The organism is Pseudomonas sp. R3-52-08 (assembly GCF_003851745.1).
Lineage (GTDB): Bacteria > Pseudomonadota > Gammaproteobacteria > Pseudomonadales > Pseudomonadaceae > Aquipseudomonas.
In genome coordinates this window covers 4,897,004-4,913,966 of record NZ_CP027730.1, presented here as the reverse complement: position 1 = coordinate 4,913,966, position 16,963 = coordinate 4,897,004, and the positions used below count along the sequence as shown (strand labels likewise).

Annotated in this window: 17 protein-coding genes; 4 read left to right on the top strand and 13 right to left on the bottom strand. The window is 59.6% G+C overall.

Annotated elements, in window-relative coordinates; all coding sequences use genetic code 11:
* Positions 1 to 1,122 (top strand): aminotransferase class V-fold PLP-dependent enzyme, encoded by a 1,122-nt coding sequence (locus tag C4J91_RS22630; protein WP_124364333.1) that lies wholly within the window; start codon positions 1 to 3, stop codon positions 1,120 to 1,122.
* 9 nt (positions 1,123 to 1,131) lie between these two features.
* Here the strand turns inward: C4J91_RS22630 and C4J91_RS22625 are convergent, their stop codons facing one another.
* From C4J91_RS22625 to C4J91_RS22600, 6 genes are all read right to left on the bottom strand, one after another.
* Positions 1,132 to 1,848: a hypothetical protein gene (locus tag C4J91_RS22625; protein ID WP_124364332.1), complete on the bottom strand. Its 717-nt coding sequence runs from the start codon at positions 1,846 to 1,848 to the stop codon at positions 1,132 to 1,134.
* 112 nt (positions 1,849 to 1,960) lie between these two features.
* A complete protein-coding gene (locus C4J91_RS22620; protein WP_124364331.1) occupies positions 1,961 to 3,211 on the bottom strand; it encodes an aspartate aminotransferase family protein in 1,251 nt (416 codons plus the stop codon).
* Positions 3,212 to 3,316: 105 nt separating this feature from the next.
* Complete coding sequence (locus C4J91_RS22615) at positions 3,317 to 4,330, bottom strand: diguanylate cyclase domain-containing protein (protein ID WP_124364330.1); 1,014 nt, start codon at positions 4,328 to 4,330, stop codon at positions 3,317 to 3,319.
* 117 nt (positions 4,331 to 4,447) lie between these two features.
* On the bottom strand, positions 4,448 to 6,340 hold the full coding sequence (locus C4J91_RS22610; RefSeq protein WP_124364329.1) for an alkaline phosphatase D family protein: 1,893 nt from the start codon (positions 6,338 to 6,340) through the stop codon (positions 4,448 to 4,450).
* 113 nt (positions 6,341 to 6,453) lie between these two features.
* Positions 6,454 to 6,660: a hypothetical protein gene (locus tag C4J91_RS22605; protein WP_124364328.1), complete on the bottom strand. Its 207-nt coding sequence runs from the start codon at positions 6,658 to 6,660 to the stop codon at positions 6,454 to 6,456.
* 129 nt (positions 6,661 to 6,789) lie between these two features.
* Positions 6,790 to 7,578, bottom strand: a complete 789-nt coding sequence (locus C4J91_RS22600) for a VacJ family lipoprotein (RefSeq protein WP_124364327.1) — start codon at positions 7,576 to 7,578, stop codon at positions 6,790 to 6,792.
* A gap of 164 nt (positions 7,579 to 7,742) precedes the next feature.
* On the opposite strand from C4J91_RS22600, the gene C4J91_RS22595 reads away from it, so the two are divergent.
* On the top strand, positions 7,743 to 8,453 hold the full coding sequence (locus C4J91_RS22595; RefSeq protein WP_124364326.1) for a response regulator: 711 nt from the start codon (positions 7,743 to 7,745) through the stop codon (positions 8,451 to 8,453).
* Positions 8,450 to 9,769, top strand: a complete 1,320-nt coding sequence (locus C4J91_RS22590) for a cell wall metabolism sensor histidine kinase WalK (RefSeq protein ID WP_124364325.1) — start codon at positions 8,450 to 8,452, stop codon at positions 9,767 to 9,769. The genes C4J91_RS22595 and C4J91_RS22590 overlap by 4 nt, the downstream gene beginning before the upstream one ends.
* Before the next feature lie 15 nt (positions 9,770 to 9,784).
* Here C4J91_RS22590 and C4J91_RS22585 read toward each other — a convergent pair whose 3' ends face one another.
* The 3 genes from C4J91_RS22585 to C4J91_RS22575 all read right to left on the bottom strand — a co-directional run bounded on the left by C4J91_RS22585 (position 9,785) and on the right by C4J91_RS22575 (position 13,213).
* On the bottom strand, positions 9,785 to 12,028 hold the full coding sequence (locus tag C4J91_RS22585) for an ATP-binding protein (protein WP_124364324.1): 2,244 nt from the start codon (positions 12,026 to 12,028) through the stop codon (positions 9,785 to 9,787).
* Positions 12,025 to 12,639 carry a biliverdin-producing heme oxygenase gene (locus C4J91_RS22580; RefSeq protein WP_124364323.1) on the bottom strand — a complete coding sequence of 205 codons (615 nt, stop codon included), beginning with the start codon at positions 12,637 to 12,639 and terminating at the stop codon, positions 12,025 to 12,027. The genes C4J91_RS22585 and C4J91_RS22580 overlap by 4 nt, the downstream gene beginning before the upstream one ends.
* 193 nt (positions 12,640 to 12,832) lie before the next feature.
* Positions 12,833 to 13,213, bottom strand: coding sequence for a response regulator (locus tag C4J91_RS22575; protein ID WP_124364322.1), 381 nt, complete (start codon positions 13,211 to 13,213; stop codon positions 12,833 to 12,835).
* Positions 13,214 to 13,437: 224 nt separating this feature from the next.
* Between C4J91_RS22575 and C4J91_RS22570 the strand changes: the two genes are divergently transcribed.
* Entirely contained in the window at positions 13,438 to 13,812 is a 375-nt protein-coding gene (locus C4J91_RS22570; RefSeq protein ID WP_124364321.1) for a cytochrome c family protein, read from the top strand.
* A 48-nt stretch (positions 13,813 to 13,860) separates the two neighbouring features.
* Here the strand turns inward: C4J91_RS22570 and C4J91_RS28005 are convergent, their stop codons facing one another.
* The 4 genes from C4J91_RS28005 to C4J91_RS22550 form a co-directional block, all read right to left on the bottom strand.
* Positions 13,861 to 14,148 (bottom strand): hypothetical protein, encoded by a 288-nt coding sequence (locus C4J91_RS28005; protein ID WP_305955260.1) that lies wholly within the window; start codon positions 14,146 to 14,148, stop codon positions 13,861 to 13,863.
* Positions 14,149 to 14,339: 191 nt separating this feature from the next.
* Positions 14,340 to 14,624: a colicin E3-like toxin immunity protein gene (locus tag C4J91_RS22560; RefSeq protein ID WP_124364319.1), complete on the bottom strand. Its 285-nt coding sequence runs from the start codon at positions 14,622 to 14,624 to the stop codon at positions 14,340 to 14,342.
* Positions 14,625 to 14,636: 12 nt separating this feature from the next.
* Positions 14,637 to 15,794 carry an S-type pyocin domain-containing protein gene (locus tag C4J91_RS22555; protein ID WP_124364318.1) on the bottom strand — a complete coding sequence of 386 codons (1,158 nt, stop codon included), beginning with the start codon at positions 15,792 to 15,794 and terminating at the stop codon, positions 14,637 to 14,639.
* Between the two features lie 744 nt (positions 15,795 to 16,538).
* Entirely contained in the window at positions 16,539 to 16,910 is a 372-nt protein-coding gene (locus C4J91_RS22550) for a PH domain-containing protein (protein ID WP_124364317.1), read from the bottom strand.
* Positions 16,911 to 16,963 lie beyond the last annotated feature (53 nt).

Sequence of the window (16,963 nt, the reverse complement as noted above, 5' to 3'; positions counted from 1 at the left end):
ATGAACAGGATTCATTTGAACACCGCCGGTGCGGGCCTGATGTCACCGGCCACGCTGAATGCGATCCAGGGTTTTACCGCCACTGAAGCGCAAATGGGCAGCTATGAAACCGAGCTGGCCTACGAGGCGTTGCTCAACGTCGACCTGTACCACCTGGTGGCCAAGCTGTTGAATGCAGAGCCTGCGCAGATTGGCTTTTTCAGCAGCGCCACCGAGGCCTGGACCAGCATTCTCGGCAAGCTACAATTTCCCCGAGGTAAGCGGGTGTGGGTGTCGACCTCGGAATACGCCGCGAACCTGATCTTTTTCAACTACCTCAAGCTCTCGCGTGAGATTCGCGTTGAAGTGATTCCAACCACGGCCACCAGCCCGCTGGACCTGGATTGGGTGCGGCGTCATCTGGACGACGATGTGTTTCTTGTCAGCGTGTCGCACCTGCCGTCGTGCTGCGGGGTGATCAATCCGGTGGAAGCGCTGGGTGCGCTGCTCAAGGGTTCGAACGCACTGTATGTGGTGGATGCGTGCCAATCGCTGGGGCAGTTGCCGCTGGATGTGCGTGATATGCACTGTGATTTATTGACAGGCGCGGGGCGCAAGTTTCTCTGCGGGCCCCGTGGCAGCGGGATTGCTTATGTGTCGCCACGCCTGCTGAGCCAATTGCAGCTGAATTTTGCAGACCTGCACGCCGCCAGCACCGATGGTCAGGTCAACCAGGTGGATGCGTCCGGCGCTCGGGTGCTGGAGATCGCAGAAAAGAGCCTTTCGGCCCTGGTGGGTTTGCACACGGCGGTGCAGGAATACCTGCAAGTAGGCGGCGGGCAGGTGAGCACGGAGCCCTATGCGCTGCTGGCGCAGGCGTTGCGGCGCCTGCCGCAGTTAACGCTGATGTGTGACCAGTTCGAACAGACCGGGATTGTCTCGTTCGTGCCACACAACGTGCCGGCCAAGGCATTTGTCGACCAAGCCCGCGCGTTGGGGCTCAACCTCTGGGCAGGCACTGCCGCCCATACCCCGTTGCTGCTCAAGGACCTGGGCGTCAGCCACTTCGTGCGTGCCTCGGTGGGCCGGCATATCACCCTCGCCCAAGTCGAGCAGGCGCTGGTCATCCTGCGCAGCCTATAGCTTCGGCGCTTACTGGGCGGCGATGGAGTAACCGTCAAAAGCGCTTTGCTGTTGCAGTGCGGTCACAATGCTCTTGCGCGTGACCGGCTGCTCCACGCCGCTGTTATCAACGAAGGTGTCACTTTCCAGCTCCGCCTCGTTGCCTTCACCTACAAAGGTAAGGCCCAGGAACTCCAGCGCTTCGCGGTCCACATTGAGCTTGGAACGCGGTGTGCGCAGCGGCAGAGTGACGCTGATGCCATCCTTGCTGATCACAAACACCTCGGCGTCCTTCTTGGCGCGTGCAGCCTTGCCCTTGCCGGCGCTCGGGTTGCTGATGGCCTGGTGCGACTGGTTCAGCACCTTGAGGGCCAGGCCGTAGACCAGCTCTTGGAATTCGGGGTCGTCCTTGAAGCTGGACAGCAGGCGGCTGATGGAGAACTTGCTGCTCAGGTCTTCCAGGGCAGCGTTGTCGGCGGCTTCGGCGTCCTTCAATTGCTTGAGCTGGCCCATGAGGTCGTAGGCTTTGTCATCGTCGAAGGCGTCATGGGCCTGACGAATGGCCACGCGCAACTCGCGGATCTGGTCGCTTTCCTTGGAAGTGTGAAACGCGTCCAGCACCATTTCGCTGATGATCTTGGCCGCTGGCACATGCTGTGAAAGATTGATGGCGTTTTCATACTCGGCTTTGGCGTGCGAGACGACGACGGAGGCTTCGGCGGATTCAGCGGTGTACGCATCGGACATTGAAATTTCACTACTTCAGTAAACGGAGAGACAAAAAAGCGTCGGGCATTTTCAGGGGGCCGGGGAGTCAGGTCAAGGCGCCTGCGTCAGACGGCTCAGCGAACGTATGCAATCAGTCCAGCTGCTTGAGGCACGCTTCGAGCTTATCCAGGCCTTCCTCGAGCACGGCCGGCTCGATGGTCAGCGGTGCCAGCAAGCGGATGATATGCCGTGACTTGCCGCTGGGCATCAGCAGCAGGCCGGCAGCCCGCGCCAGGCTCAGCAATTGGGTCAGTTGCTTGGCGGCGGGCGTGCCGTCGGCATGCGCCAGTTCAATGCCGCGCATCGCGCCGACACCGGTGAGGCGGCCCAGATACGGCGACAGGTGCTGTGCGCGCCACGCTTGGTAACGTCGCACGATCGCCTCCTCCTGGCGGGAGCCCCATACCTGCAGGTGTTCATCGGTCATCACATCGAGGGTTGCCAACGCGGCGGCGCAGGCGATGGGATTGCCGGAATAGGTACCCCCCAGACCGCCCTTGGGCAGGTTGTCCATCAATGCCTTGCGTCCCACCACCGCCCCCAGCGGCACACCGCCAGCGATGCTTTTGCCGAGCAGGATCAGGTCAGGTTCAATGCCCAGGCTCGAGAAGGCGAATCGCTGCCCGGTGCGACCGAAACCGGACTGGATTTCGTCGGCGATCAACAGGATGTTGTTCTCGTCACAAAAACGGCGCAGGGCCTGGGCGAATTCGGTATCCAGGGCGAGGAAACCGCCTTCGCCTTGTACCGGTTCAATGATGAAACAGGCTACATCGTTGACGTCGATTTCCACACTGAACAGACGGTCCATGGCCTTCAGCGCTTCGGCACAGGTGACGCCGTTGTCGGCGCTGGGGTAGGGCAGGTGATACACCGGGCCGGGCAGTACGCCGACTTTTTGCTTGTACGGCGCGACCTTGCCATTGAGGTTGAGGGTGGCCAGGGTGCGCCCATGAAACGCGCCGTCAAAAGCAATCACCGCCGTGCGGCCAGTGGCGCCGCGCACAATCTTCAAGGCATTTTCCGCGGCCTCAGCGCCGCTGTTGGTGAGCATGCCGCTGACTGGATAGCTCACCGGAATAAACGCGGTCAGGCGCTCCATCAAATCGATGTAGGGCATGTGCGGCGCGGCGTTGAACGCGTAGTGGGTGAGTCTGGTCGCCTGCTCACGAATCGCGTCCACCACGGCCGGGTGACAATGGCCTAGGTTGAGTACGCCGATGCCGCCGATAAAATCGATATAGCGCTTACCTGCGGTGTCCCAGACCTCAGCGTTTTTTCCATGGCTGAGGTTGATGGGGTGGACGATGGAAATCGATTGGCTGATCGTTTCGCGGCTCATGAATCGTTGACTCGGCAGTAATGGGCTCGGTTTATCTAAGCTGCGTGAGCGCCTCTGCCGCAAACGAAATAAAGTCGCCGGGTCATTATTAAAAGTCGGGATCATTCATTCCGAGACTCCATTCTTCCCCGCCGCCTTGGATCGATATAACGCCTGATCGGCGCGCGCCATCAGGGCTGCCGGTGACTCCCCCACCCGCCGTTCCACCACGCCCAGGCTCAGGGTTATCTTGGGATCAGCGGCGGCGAACAGGTTCTGGATTGTGTGGCGCACACGTTCGGCCTGTTCCTTCGCCGTCTGCAGAGAGCTGTTGGGCAAGACCAGCATAAATTCATCGCCGCCCCAGCGGGCCAGCAAATTACCGGCACGTACGCAGGTTTCCAGGCCTTCCACTACCTGGATCAGCGTCTGGTCGCCTACGCCATGGCCGTATCGGTCATTGATCGGCTTGAAGTCATCGATATCCATAGCCACCAGCGCCAATGGCAAGCGAAAGCGCTCGGCGCGGTCGCATTCCTGGAGCATCACTTTTTCCAGGCGATAACGGTTGGCGATGCGCGTCAGGGCATCCCGTTCGGCCAGGGAGCGGTTTTCGACCAGTTGCAATTGCAACTGCTGATTGACGCGCGACAATTCAAGGGTGCGCTCGAGCACCAAGGTCTCAAGGGAGCGGTTACGCTTTTGAAGACGTTCAATCGAGCATTTGCGTGCATGTATATCGCGGTGTGCGCCCACCATGCGCGCTACCGAAGTGTCGGGATTGCGCGCAATGATGTAGCCACGGTCCTCGATCCAGAGGAACGTGCCGTCGTGTTTTCGACAGCGGTATTCGGCTCGGTACTGGGGCGCGCGTTGGCAGACATAGTCATCAAATCCGGCCATCACATGGGGATAATCCTCGGGATGGATCACGCTTTCCCAGGTGAATACGCTGTTTTCCAGGGAGTGACGCGGATAGCCAAGCATTTCGTACCAGCCGGGATTGCGGTAGACGAACCCGGTATTGGCATTCCAATCCCATATCCCGTCGCTGACCAGTTCCATGATGGCATGCAACATGTCGGTGCTGATATCGGCAAGGTCATTACGCAGCGGTTCGGTGTCGGCTGTATCGTCCATTACACGCTTCCTGCATGAGCGGGCTTTCAAGGCCAGCTGTCGTTGACGCCGATACTCCGTGGCTGACGCTACTGTACAGCGTGGTTGGCGGGCTTTGAATAGGGCAGGCGGACTGTTTCAGGGGCGTGGCGCAATCATTTCCGTCCGAGGTTTGCCATCCGCGTTGTGCTGGTAAATCGCCTCGGGCTGGCCCTGCCCATTGAAAAACACTTGGCCGATCCCGGCTGAATTCCATAGCCGCTCGCCGGCTTCGGCATGTTCCGGAATGTGCGGTACCACCTGCATGGTGCGGCGCCGGGTAAACCAGTTCAGCGGCGAGCGTGGGGAGTAGAGCCAGCGGTTGAGACGGTCGAACCATTCGAGCAGGCGTGGTGGGAATTCGTTCTTGATGCCGCTGCTGGTGATTTGCCAGATCCTGGGGCCACCGTTTCGGTGGCGGATCAACACTTCGTAGACGAACGAATAATGCACGTCGCCCGACAGAATCACGTAGTTACCCGGTGTGCGGGAATGGCGGAAGATGTTGAGAATCACCTGGGCGGCGCCGCGATGGGCCATCCAGTTTTCAGCGTCTACCAGCAGCGGGTAACCGCACCAGCTGAATACCTTTTGCACGGTCTCGATCAGCTTCACGCCGAAAACCGGTGCAGGCGAGACGATGATGGCCGAAGGGTGGTCGAGCAGCTCCTGCTGCAATTCGCTCAGGGCTTCCCAATCCAGCAGGCCGGAAGGTTGCTTGAGGGTGAACTCGCTGCGCCAGCGTCGGGTGCGGGTGTCGAGCACCACCAACGCGGGGGTGGTAGGCAGTACGTAGTGCCAGTGTTGGAATTTACGCAGCGCCTCGAGTAATTCGTCCTGCGCGGCTGCGTCCAGGTGGTTGGCCTGGACCTGGGTGATCAACGCTTGGGTCTGGCTCACCAGTTCGACAAACGCATCCGGCTGGTTGCCCCAGCCCTGGCATAACAGGTAGGCCAGCAGGGCGTTGCCGATGATGCGTTTGGAGAAGGGGTGGCCGTAGGCGGTTTCTTCCCATTGGGCGCTGAGGTTCCAGTCGTCGGTGATGTCATGGTCGTCAAAGATCATCAAGGTCGACAGGTGGGCAAATACCCGCGCGGCACCGGGCAGGCTGTCGCGGAATCGCTCGATCTGGACCTTTTCGCGGGCGTAGCGCTGCTGTCGTTCCAGGCTCAGTGGTGGGCCCTGAAGCGTGGTCAGCGCCCAGGGCGTGGGCGACCACACCAGCAGGTACATCGCGATGACTTCGGCAAAGGTCACCAGATGGTTGTCGGCGGTGCTGCTGGTGAAAATCGGCTTTTTCACGCCGCCAAAGAAGCGCTCGCGCAAGGTCTCGTTGCTGTCCAAGGCCGGCAGTAAATCGGCACGGTGATAATAACTGGCCGGATGCCCATAGAGGCTGGCGCTGTCATCGACCACAGCGCCTTCGAGGTATTCATCGAACAGGCCCAGCCGTGCTATCAACCCATGAATCGCCCGCAGCATCGGCCCGGCGACATCGTCGGCATAGACCTGATCGCCGCTCATCATCAACAGGGCCGGACGTTCGGCCGGGGTTTTGGCCTCGGCCAGCAGACGGTCGACGCACAGCAATCCTTCGTCGGCACTGTGATGGGGTTTGCGGCATGAGCCGTGCACCAACTGATGGATACGGCTATGCAACACGAAACTGGGGTATTGAGCATTCGCGTACAGCAGGTGCGGTGCCCAGTCGGCGATGCCGGTGTCGTCAAACAGCAGGTCGTAGCTGATCTCCACGTCCAAAGGCAGCGCTTCGTCCAGCGCCACATCGATCAAATGAATAAACGCTTGGCGCCCCACGGGTACCACCTGGCACTGGTCCAGGGCGATTTCCAGTGTTTGCGCCGGCAGGTGCAGCTTCAGCGTCAGTGCCAGTGCTCGACTTCCTACCAGCCACAACACCAGGCGCCGAGCTTCGAGACGTCGCAGCAGTGGGCCGGCTAATACGGCGGGCAGTGTGTCGGAGTGCGGCATGCAGGCAGTGGCCCCAGGCTGGATTGAACCGGCGAGTTTAAGCGAGTGAATGTGATGGTTTTGTTAAGGAGGGATGTACGAAGGGCCGTGCACTGCCCTTCGTACACGGCTAGTTAAAGGAGGTTGCCTCGACCCAGGCTGTCGAGCCCGCCGCCTCTGTTTTTGCTTCGGTCATTGTTCGCCATGCCTTCAGGCTCGGCGGCATTGAGCTGCATGTGTGTGGTGTCGGTGCTGCGTTTCCTACGCTGGGGCTCTGCATCATCCTGTTGCAGAGGTGGGTATTGAAAGCTGCCCAGTGAGGGGTTGATTCCGCTGACCATGGATGTTTCCTTCTATCAGGAGAGGATGACTTCGCCCATCGGAGCGAAGTAGGCCAACCTTAATCGCGGCAGAAGCGAGGCTGCTATAAACGCACTGCTGCAAGATATGACTGTGGCTGAAGAGCGTCTTCAGAAGTCATCCGCAGGGCGGTTAGCGCAGTTGTCCATTCCCGCAGATGTCGCGCCTTCCTCGCCCTCCCGCACAAAGGCCGCGCGATGTTCCGCCACCACATTACGCAACGCGCTGTAGTAGTCCGGGAGTTTTTGCAGGCTGTCGGTGAGCGGCAACAGCGATGCGCGGGTGTCGACAGTACCGCCGACCAGGCTGATGGTGCCCAGGGTCTGCACCGTATCGCTGTCGCCCAATGGCGAAACCAGGAAGCTCAAGACTTTGCCCGCCGCATCCCGGCTGTTGTGGGTGCCCAGCAGTGGCAGTTCGACAATGGGGCCATTGCCCACGCCCCATACGCCGAATGTCTGGCCGAAGTCGGCTGTATGGCGTGGGATGCCCAGGCGATCCGACACATCGAACAGCCCCACCACGCCCACCGTGGTGTTCACGGCGAAGCGCCCCAGGGTGTTGACCGAACGCCGCGGGTTGCCTTGCAGCAGGTCGTTGATAAATACCTGCGGCTCACTGAAGTTGCTCGCGAAGTTATGCACACCCGCCTGGAAAAATTCCGGCAGGTAACGGTAACCGCGCGCCACAGGCGCCAGGGCGTAGTTATCCACAGCACGGTTGAACGCAAATACCCCGCGGTTGACCGGTTCGGCAGGGTCATACACCGGATTGTTCACCTGCGCGCAGCGGGTGGTGGGTGTCACGGGTGGAGGGCTCGCACAGCCCGCCAGGTAAGACACAGTCAGTAACAGCACGGCGTGGCGGGCCAGGTGCCGTGGGTTGGTCAACGCGTGCATGGGCACAGTCTCCGCAAAAGGGAGGCCGATGCTGGCATTGCCGCCTTGCGCAAAGATGTCTGCTTTATTGCGTTGCTGACGCTTTATTGCACGATTGAAATATATGACGGAGCGCGTCGAATAGTTTTAGATGGCGCCTTGACCCAGTCCAGTGAAGCCTGCCGGTGAGCAACCTGTTAATCGTCGACGATGACCTTGAAGTCCTCGCCCTGCTGAAGAAATTTTTCCTGCGCCATGGCTATTCGGTAGAGACCGCGGCCAGTGGCGCTGAGCTGTGGGCCGCCATGGAGCGCCAGCCTGCCGACCTGATTATCCTCGACCTGATGCTCCCCGGCGACAACGGCCTGCTGCTGTGCCAGCGCCTGCGCCAGCAATACGCTACGCCGGTGATCATGCTCACGGCCATGGGTGAACTCAGCGACCGCGTGGTGGGCCTGGAAATGGGCGCCGACGATTACCTGAGCAAACCCTTCGATGCCCGCGAACTGCTCGCCAGGGTGCGTGCGGTATTGCGCCGGGCGGGTGAAAGCCGGCCGCCGATGGGGGAGGCCGCGCGCCCGCTGATCCGTTTTGCCGGCTGGCAACTGGACGTTATGCGCCGCGAGTTGCGCTCGCCCGACCAGGTGATGATTCCGCTGTCGTCCGGCGAGTTCGATCTGCTGCTGGTGTTTCTCGAACACCCGCAACGCGTGCTCACCCGTGAACAGTTGTTGAACCTGGCGCGCGGCCATAGCCATGATGCCTTTGACCGCAGCATCGACGTGCAGGTGAGCCGCCTGCGCCGCAAGCTGGAATTCGATACCAAGCGCCCGGCGATGATCCGCACCGTGCGCAATGGCGGCTATCAATTCACCGCCAGCGTGACCCGTTCATGATCCAGCGTCCGCGCGACACGGTGGCGCGCTGGATCGCGCTGACCGTGCTGGTCGCAATGATCACCGCGCTGGGATTCAATGCCTTGTTCGTGCAACTGGCGGGGGTATGGGCCAGGCCGCCGTTGGCTGAAACCGGCCTGCTGGAAAAAGTGGCGGTGGTGGTGCGCGTGATCGAGGCGTCCGAACCGGCGCAGCGAGCGCGACTTGCCCAGGTGATAGGGGATGGGTCCTTCAGGGTGACGTGGGCGGCGCAGCGGGCGGCGTTTAATCTGCCGGTGCTGGCTGACCCGGATTTCAACACGGGCGAGCAGGTGTTCAAGCACCTGCTTGAAGGCCCGACGCGCCCCATGGAGGCCTATGAACCTGCCGACTGGCCCGACGGCAACGGCCAGTACGTACTGTTGATGCAACTGACCGACCGATCCTGGCTGATGTTCAGCACCGGTACACGCAGCTGGGGCCTGGACGATGGTGTGCGCAGCCTGATTGTGGCGCTGCTGGTGCTGGTCTCCACCGCCTTGGTCACCCTGGTCGCGACCCGACGCCTGGCCCACCCGCTGCAACACTTCGCCCGAGGTGCGCGGCGTTTTGGCAGCGACTTTCGCGCGCCGCCGATCGAGCCGGTGGGGCCTCACGAAATCCGCCAGGCGATTCTTGCCTTCAACAGCATGCAGGCGCAGTTGCGCCACTTCATCCAGGACCGTACCCAAATGCTTGCCGCCATCTCCCACGACCTGCGCGCGCCGCTGACCCGCCTGCGCCTGCGCGGTGAGTTCATCGAGGATAGCGACCAGCAACAGCGACTGTTTCGCGACGTGGACGAAATGCAGGCCATGATCAACACCGCCCTGGAATTTTTCCGCGATGACGCGCGCCTGGAACAGGCCACACAACTGGACCTGGCGGAGTTGCTGCAGACGTTGATCGACGATTATCGCGACCAGGCCATCGACTTCACGTTTAACGGGCCGCCACGTCTGGTGTATTTCGGCCGGCCCCTGGGCCTCAAACGCGTGATGACCAACCTGATGGACAATGCGATCCACTACGGTGCGGCGCCGGAAATCGAGTTGCAGCACAAGCAGGATACGGTGGTGATTCGCGTGCTGGACCGTGGCCCGGGCATTCCCGCAGCGCATCGGGAGGAAGTATTCCTGCCGTTCTATCGCCTGGAGGGGTCACGCAACAAAAGCACCGGCGGCGTAGGGCTTGGGCTCTCTACCGCACGAGCAATCGTGTTGGAACATGGCGGTACCCTGACCCTGGCCGAGCGCCAGGGGGGTGGGTTGGAAGCCGTGGTGATATTGCCGGTATGACATTCACAAGACGTATCAGGTAGGCGAGACTTCAATCACCCTGGGCAGGGTAAACCGGAACTCACTGCCCCGGCCCACCTCACTTTCGGCAACAATTTCGCCGCCATGGGCCTGGACGATGCCTTGGGTGATGTACAACCCCAAACCGCTGCCGGTGGGGTTGTTTTCGGTATTTGTCCAGTAGCGCTCGAACACGTGAGGCAACTGCTCCGGTGCAATGCCTTCACCGGAGTCGCGCACCGAGAACACGATTTCTGCACCGTTGCTCATGGCGCTGACGCCGATATTGCCCAGGCGCGGGGTGAACTTGATGGCGTTGCCGATCAGGTTCGACAACACCTGGAACAAGCGCTCCGGGTCGGCGTTGATCAGCAGGCCGGGCTCGGCGTTGAACGACAGGTCGATGCCTTTTTCCAGCGCCAACGGTGCGAGCAGCGAATAAGCCTCATCGAACATATGGCTTACCTCCAGCGCCACAGGTTTGACGACATAGCGTCCGGCCTCGATTTTCGAGGTGTCGAGCAGATCCTCCAGCAGTGTGTTCATGCGCCCGGCCGCCTGTTGCATGGTGTCGATAGCCGAGGAGATGCGTCGCGAGGTGTGTGGGCCCTCGGAGCTGAACGCTTTTCGCATCATGCCGCAGAGCATGGAGATGACGGTCATCGGGTTACGCAGGTCGTGAGATACCACGGCCACCAGGTCATCACGCGCCCGCACGGCCTGCTGCTCGCGTTTTACCTGGCGTGCCAGGTCGTTTTCCAGGGCCGAGCGGCGCAGGTCGTTGGCGGCGAACAGGTCGCCATGGCTCCACTTGGTGGAAATGCCCGCCATGACCACTTTCCACACTTCAAACGAGGTGCGTGGGCGAAGGCGCAGGCCCGCGTGGGAGTTTTCCAGGTCCAGCGGCTTTTGCGGGTCACCGCTCCAGTGGATGTTTTCCTTCACCTCCGGGCGGAACCACAGCACACCGTTATCCACAGGCTTGGGCAGATGCATAGCCAGGACGCCGCTGGCCAACTGCTGGAACTCGGCGGCCGGCGGGTAGACCGAGGCCAGGTTGTGGCTGGCGAATACCGGTTCGTCGCGTTCTTGCAGCCACTTGTGCAGTGCGCGGATTTGCGCCGGTTCCGGGCAGTAACCGTAGCAGTGCAATTGCTTGCCCTCGATGATCGCCACGCCGCCTGCCTCTGTCAGGTCCATCAACAACTGGCTTTGTTGGGCAAGGCCGTCGAACACACTGTCCTGGGAGGCCTTCAGCGCTTGATCGAGAAGTGCCAGCGCCTGAACTTTTTCCTCGCGTTGACGGCTCAGTTCCAGGGTCTCCATGGCGCTGATCTGCAACGACAGCACTTGGCCGATGGTCTGGCAGGCGGTGCGCAACTCATTCGGCACCAGCAGCGGCTCGCGGTTGCCGCAGCTGATCAGGCCCCATAGCGTGTCGCCCTTCATCAACGAGATGCTCATGGACGACAGTACGCCCATATTCTTCATGTATTGGCAGTGAATCGGCGACACGCTGCGCAGGGTGGCGAAGCTCAAATCCAGCGGCTCGCCGGTGTCTGGGCGCAGCTTGGGCAGCAACGGCACTGGCTCGTAGGCCGCGTTGGGGATGATGCGCAGCCAGTTGGTGCGATACAGCTCGCGGGCCTGTTCCGGGATGTCGGAGGCAGGGAAAAACAACCCGTTGAACAGCTCCATGGACGGCGCTGACGCTTCGGCAATTACCTGGCCGTGGCCTTCGTCTTCGAAGCGGTAAATGAGCACGCGGTCATAACCGGTCATGGCCTGGATTTCATTCACGCTGATTTCGTACAGCGCTTGCAGGGTTTTCGCCGCCTGCAAGCGTTGCAACATCTTGCCCAGGTTACTGGTGCGACCGTTCAGCGCGCGTGGGCGGAAATCCTTGAGCCGCGGTTCGAACTCCAGCACCAGCACATTCTGGTGGCGGTGCAGCAAGCCTTCGAACGCTGCGCCATTGAGCGTGACGTGCAACGGTGGCATGTCGAAGAACGTGTCGGTTTGTGCCATGACCTGCACCGCCTGGGCGTGCTCTGCGCCGATCAAGCTGTGCAGCGGCTGGCCGAGCAGCGCTTTGGGCGCATGGCCGAACAAGCTGGCGACGTTGGTGCTGACCTGGATGATATCCAGGCCGGGTTCCGACAATGTCAGCAGCACACCGTGAGGCTGGATCGCTCCGGGAAAGCGAATGGGCTCGTCGGCGCAGTTGGCAAGCAGCTCTTCAAAATCTTCAGGTTTCATAGCAGTACCTCCTGGCTGTCGAGCCATTGCTCAAAGCCGCTGAATGTGGAGCGGGCGGCCATTACTGCGCGAGCCCTGGCTGTTGTGTCCAGCGGCAGGCGACCCAGGTAGTCGAGAAACTCTTTCCAGCGTCGGCCGGTCTCGGCGCCATAAATATCGAGAAACGCACCGCCGTTGTCGGCATCGATCCCCAGGCGCAGGGCTATTTCGCGGCGCAACACTTGCCCACCGAGGGTCGCGCCTTCCAGCACATACAAGGCGCCAAGGCAGGCAGCGGGTGTGTCCAGGGGCGGGAGTCGGGTGCAACGGGGCAGGGTGCTGATGGTGTGCTCATTCAGGCCGAGGGCGCGGAGATCACTGAACAGCGTCGGCGTTTTCGTACGCAATGCGGCGTCATATCCATGGGGAATCAGGCGGCCGTCATACAGCGCCGCTTCCATCGGCTGATAGAAACCGTAGTAGGCCTGGAGCAAGCGCCGGTACCAGTCTGTATCCAGGCGCTCGGAAAAAAACGGCAGGCGCTTTTCCAGCGCGACATGCAACAGCCCGGTGCCTGTGCGCAACGTTTCCAACAAGGATGGCGCACCAACGTCATGGGCTTCTGAGTGCATTAATGAGCTCGAACTGTGGGCCTCTCGGCCATGAATGACGCATGAAAATGGGCGACGATTCTACACAATTCATTGTCGTCAGCTTACGCAACAAGCGAAAAGGCTGACCATCAGATCAGAAAAGTCACTCCTTGTAGGTAAAACGACCACAGGCCTTGGCACGAAGTTCGGGTTGAATGATATCGCCGCGCTATTAATGCACAGACGAACCTTGCTGGGTCAATGCTTTTTGCACGCACTCAAGCAAGTGGTCGGTACTCCAGGGTTTGGGCAAAAACCGCACAGAGCCACCCAGTTGCGACGCTATCGTGGTGTTGCCGGACGTCAGCACCACCTGAACCTCTGGCCAACGATGCGCCACCACTCGGCTCAAGTCATAACCATTGAGCAAGCCGGGCATCTGAATATCACTGACAATCAGGTCCACGGGGTCATCGCCCCGCTCCAGATAAATCATCCCTTCATCCGCCGAAGGGAACGACTTTACCAATGCGCCGAAGTCCTCCAGCACATCCACCATCAACGCCCGAATGATCTCGTCGTCTTCCAATACTAAAATCGATGGCTGAGCCATGATCCTTACTCCACCATCAGGGTTCAGTAGGGTGGAGTGGAGGCGGGGCATATAGGTTCGATTGGATGTTTTTTAAACGATGGGTGGTCGTTTGGTGGTCTGCAGGAACGTGGCTGGGGGGCGCCAGTTCATAGCACAGGCCCGCACGGTTATCGTAAAGCGGCTGGGGAAACGGCCATTTAAACGGGCATAATTGTCGGCAACACTCGATGCGGAGCCCTCTGATGAAGTACGCCTGGTTGACCCTTGCCCTGATCTTCAACACACACGGGGCCTTTGCTGCCGGCGATGCCGAGGCGGGCGGCAAGCTCTTCACCAAGACTTGCGGTGGCTGCCACAGTGTGGGCGAAGGCGCACGCGGCGGGTTCGGACCGCAGCTCAACGGCATCATCGGCCGGCCTGCGGGCACTACTACGGATTATCAGTATTCCGACGCGATGAAAAACTCAGGCGTGGTCTGGACCCGCGACAAACTTGCCGCCTACATCGAAGCGCCGAAGAAAGTGGTGAGCGGCACGCGGATGATTTTTTGGGGGATCAGTGATCAGGAGAAGATTGAGAATATATTGGCGTATTTGGAGACGTTTCAGTCCAAGTGATCGCTGAGGCAAGGCGGAACACCTTTGGAAGCTGTCGTGCCCGACTGCCTACCGTTCGCGCGGTGAAGCCTGTGCGAACACCACGCCGTTGAACGTTTGGGTGCAGCAGTCGCAGAAGGGTTTCATGTGCTCGGGCGTCAGCTGTGGGTTGACCTTTTGCAGCAGGCCAGCCTCGTCCACCCACAAGCCGCTGTAGTAGCTATTCTCGCCCGTACTCACGTATTCCTGCTTGTCGCTTTCATGCAGCGCAACCATCCAGAACACCGGCTCCGGACGATCCAGGCGGGCGTTGGCTTCGCTGAAAACCTTGCTCCAGGGGTGGCCGACTTTGGACATGAGGAACCGGAATAGGGGGGTGTAATCAAAACCATGTCGTAGGTGACTGTGCATGGAGCCTCGATTTGCCAGGGTGTTCCTTTCACTTTTTGTGTTCCGTTCATACCGATAAGCGCGAGAACTGCCGTGACGCACACCGTGGGTTCGACTGTTGACTGAGCGGTAGAGGAGGGGCTTTTTCATGGTTGGCCTCATGGTTTCTTGCGCTGCTCTGGAGGTGGCGGCCAAGCGCCCTGGTATCGAAAGGATATCTGGTAGTCGAAAAGTAAAGGCTCTATCACGTGCTGGAAATATGGTTGGAGAATCGCTATCCAAGTTGGAAGAACGTCGAATCCTCCCGCGTAAATTTGAGGTTCCTCGTGTAAGCCAAGTGCGTTAACAATACTGTCATCCTCATCAAGATTTGCTGAGTACTCGTCTGCCTCCAGACTTTCTGTTCGTTTGTTGAACCATTCCAGCCGTACTTTCATTGCCACAGAATTCTCCACTTACTTATCTATATGCCGTTCATCTTTTGCTGGACCCCGCCGCTCGGCGGTATAAGGGTCAAATGCACCTAGATGTTTCACATCACTGTATCGGTAGACCTCCAGTTCACCTTTTTCTGAATCCCACTCAAAAAGTCTTTTACCTTTCGAGTCTTTCCAGCGCTCTCTAAGGCCGCCACCGTTGCGTTTTCGGGTCTTCCTTTTTTGCTCTATCAAACCTGGAAAGCCTGTTATGTCCTCAGTTCTGGGCGCTGGAAAGTAATCATGATCTGGGTTTCTTAGCCCCTTCCTTGGCTCATTAACCACCACATACAACGGCCGAACCCCCGACTCCACCGGGAACACCAGAATAAAATCTCGATACTCTGGCGGATAAACTGGGTTCACCAGAATCTGCGCCGCCTTCTCCGTCGGCGGGTAAATCCAGATCACTGGCGCTTGCGGCGCCGCTTCCAATGCAGGAATACCCAGCGTGTCCCCCGGATCCACCGCAGGCGTCCAGATCAGCTCAACGCCCTCGCCCAAATCCGCCACGAACTGATCGCCATAGCTTTGGAACTGCACGACATCGATCATCTGCCAGTTCGGATGGTTGCCGGTGTAAAACCCATACCCCTTGAGCGTACCGTCCTCGCGTTGCTCGATATGCAAACGCATCTGCGACCGCGCCTGCGCCATCGAGCGCAGCTGTTCTTCGCTGTAGAGCGCGCTATCACCCAGTTCAGAAGGCCAAGCCAGCGCCACCAACCCCGTCAACAGGCCACCAGCGACAGAGCCGGCGGCAGTCACCGCCGACTCCCAAGCCGCCGAACGCAACGCCAACTGCCCCAAACCAGTGGGCAATGCGCTCCCGCCGATCTTGCGCAAGGCCACCGCTCCTCGCCCGTCCACCTCGCGCCCGCCCAACAGGCTTAAATGCGCGTACTCCTTGACCAACTCCAGCGGGACATAACCGGTGGAGTCAGCGTAACGGGTGAAGCCGTCAGGCAATTGGCAGGGCTTGATGAAGACGCAGCCGGGAGGTGTGACTGGCGTAGGGGCAGGAGATGGCTCGAATGGAATAATCGCTGGCGAATAGGGCACGCGTGACGGTTGCGGGGTCAGGATTCGTTGCCTGCGTAGCTGTTCTTCAGTCGGTGGATAAAAACGTTCTGACATGACCGGCTCACTTCCTTGTGCGAGGGAGTGAGCCTACGGGGGAGAATCTGCCGCTGATATTGGCTTTGTTCGATGGCCTACGTGGGAAAAGTCAGTTGAGTGAAGCCATTCCTGGCGCGAACTGCTGAGGCGTAAAGTGGGGAGTCTGGCGGCGTTTGGGCTGGCGCCTCGCAGCATAGGTATCTACACAAATTGGCACGGCTCTGAACCTGTGACGGTTCTGCAGCCGACGACTACCTAACTGATGCCCCGCGAGCTAAATGTGGGAGGGGGCTTGCTCCCGATGGCGGCCTGACAGCCGACCTGAATGCTGGATCAGGGCGAAAACATATCCGTTGCTGCGGTAACGGCGGCTTAGGATTGCGCCCTGACGGCGCTCCCCCAAATCACTGCCGGTTTGCCCCCCCAAAAAAAAACACTGTTGAATTCCGGCCAGCGTGGTTTAACGGGGCGCCTAAGATCAAGAGCGGCTCGCTTCGCATCGTGGGTAGATACCTATGCCCCGACGAGGGAGTCTCAGTAAATGCATCTGCTAATGACTTATCGCCATCGGGGGCAAGCCCCCTCCCACACTTAGGTCTCGGGCACCAGAAGAATAGTCTTTGGCTCCCGAGCCGTCACGGGAGCAAGCTCCCTCGCCACAGGTTCAAGCTACGCCAAAGTTGTGTAGATACCCATGGCCTTCGCAGGCAAGCCAGCTCTTACAGGTTGAGCGGTGTACATGGGTTGAATCGCGCCAGTGGTTTAGCCCAGCAGATGTTTGGAAATCAACCGTGAAATTTCCACAATCGACGTCTTGCCGGTGAACTCGAATTTCACCTTTCCCAGCGACGAAAAGTAAATCTCCAACTCCGAATCCAGATCAAACGTCCCCGACGTTTCCACCGAATACGCCACGATGTTCTTATAGGGCAGCGACGTGAAATCCTTCTTGCTGCCGGTAATCCCCTGCACGTTCACCGCAATGATGCGCTTGGTGGTGAACACCACGCCGTCGCGCATGGCCTTGTACGCGTCCACTACCTCTTCGCCATCCAGCAGCAATGAAGCCACGCGTTCGGCGTACTCGTTGTTTTGTTTGAGCTTGAAGAAGCCTTTGTTATTGAAGTCAATCATGTGCCTGCCCCTGGGTGAATGGTGTGGTCGGTGTATGACGTTTTGATCACGTA

Bases quoted from the DNA above. Each gene is read 5' to 3' on its own strand.
- C4J91_RS22630 (WP_124364333.1), top strand. From the start codon at position 1: ATGAACAGGATTCATTTGAACACCGCCGGTGCGGGCCTGATGTCACCG.
- C4J91_RS22625 (WP_124364332.1), bottom strand. From the start codon at position 1,848: ATGTCCGATGCGTACACCGCTGAATCCGCCGAAGCCTCCGTCGTCGTC.
- C4J91_RS22620 (WP_124364331.1), bottom strand. From the start codon at position 3,211: ATGAGCCGCGAAACGATCAGCCAATCGATTTCCATCGTCCACCCCATC.
- C4J91_RS22615 (WP_124364330.1), bottom strand. From the start codon at position 4,330: ATGGACGATACAGCCGACACCGAACCGCTGCGTAATGACCTTGCCGAT.
- C4J91_RS22610 (WP_124364329.1), bottom strand. From the start codon at position 6,340: ATGCCGCACTCCGACACACTGCCCGCCGTATTAGCCGGCCCACTGCTG.
- C4J91_RS22605 (WP_124364328.1), bottom strand. From the start codon at position 6,660: ATGGTCAGCGGAATCAACCCCTCACTGGGCAGCTTTCAATACCCACCT.
- C4J91_RS22600 (WP_124364327.1), bottom strand. From the start codon at position 7,578: ATGCACGCGTTGACCAACCCACGGCACCTGGCCCGCCACGCCGTGCTG.
- C4J91_RS22590 (WP_124364325.1), top strand. From the start codon at position 8,450: ATGATCCAGCGTCCGCGCGACACGGTGGCGCGCTGGATCGCGCTGACC.
- C4J91_RS22585 (WP_124364324.1), bottom strand. From the start codon at position 12,028: ATGAAACCTGAAGATTTTGAAGAGCTGCTTGCCAACTGCGCCGACGAG.
- C4J91_RS22580 (WP_124364323.1), bottom strand. From the start codon at position 12,639: ATGCACTCAGAAGCCCATGACGTTGGTGCGCCATCCTTGTTGGAAACG.
- C4J91_RS22575 (WP_124364322.1), bottom strand. From the start codon at position 13,213: ATGGCTCAGCCATCGATTTTAGTATTGGAAGACGACGAGATCATTCGG.
- C4J91_RS22570 (WP_124364321.1), top strand. From the start codon at position 13,438: ATGAAGTACGCCTGGTTGACCCTTGCCCTGATCTTCAACACACACGGG.
- C4J91_RS28005 (WP_305955260.1), bottom strand. From the start codon at position 14,148: ATGTCCAAAGTCGGCCACCCCTGGAGCAAGGTTTTCAGCGAAGCCAAC.
- C4J91_RS22555 (WP_124364318.1), bottom strand. From the start codon at position 15,794: ATGTCAGAACGTTTTTATCCACCGACTGAAGAACAGCTACGCAGGCAA.
- C4J91_RS22550 (WP_124364317.1), bottom strand. From the start codon at position 16,910: ATGATTGACTTCAATAACAAAGGCTTCTTCAAGCTCAAACAAAACAAC.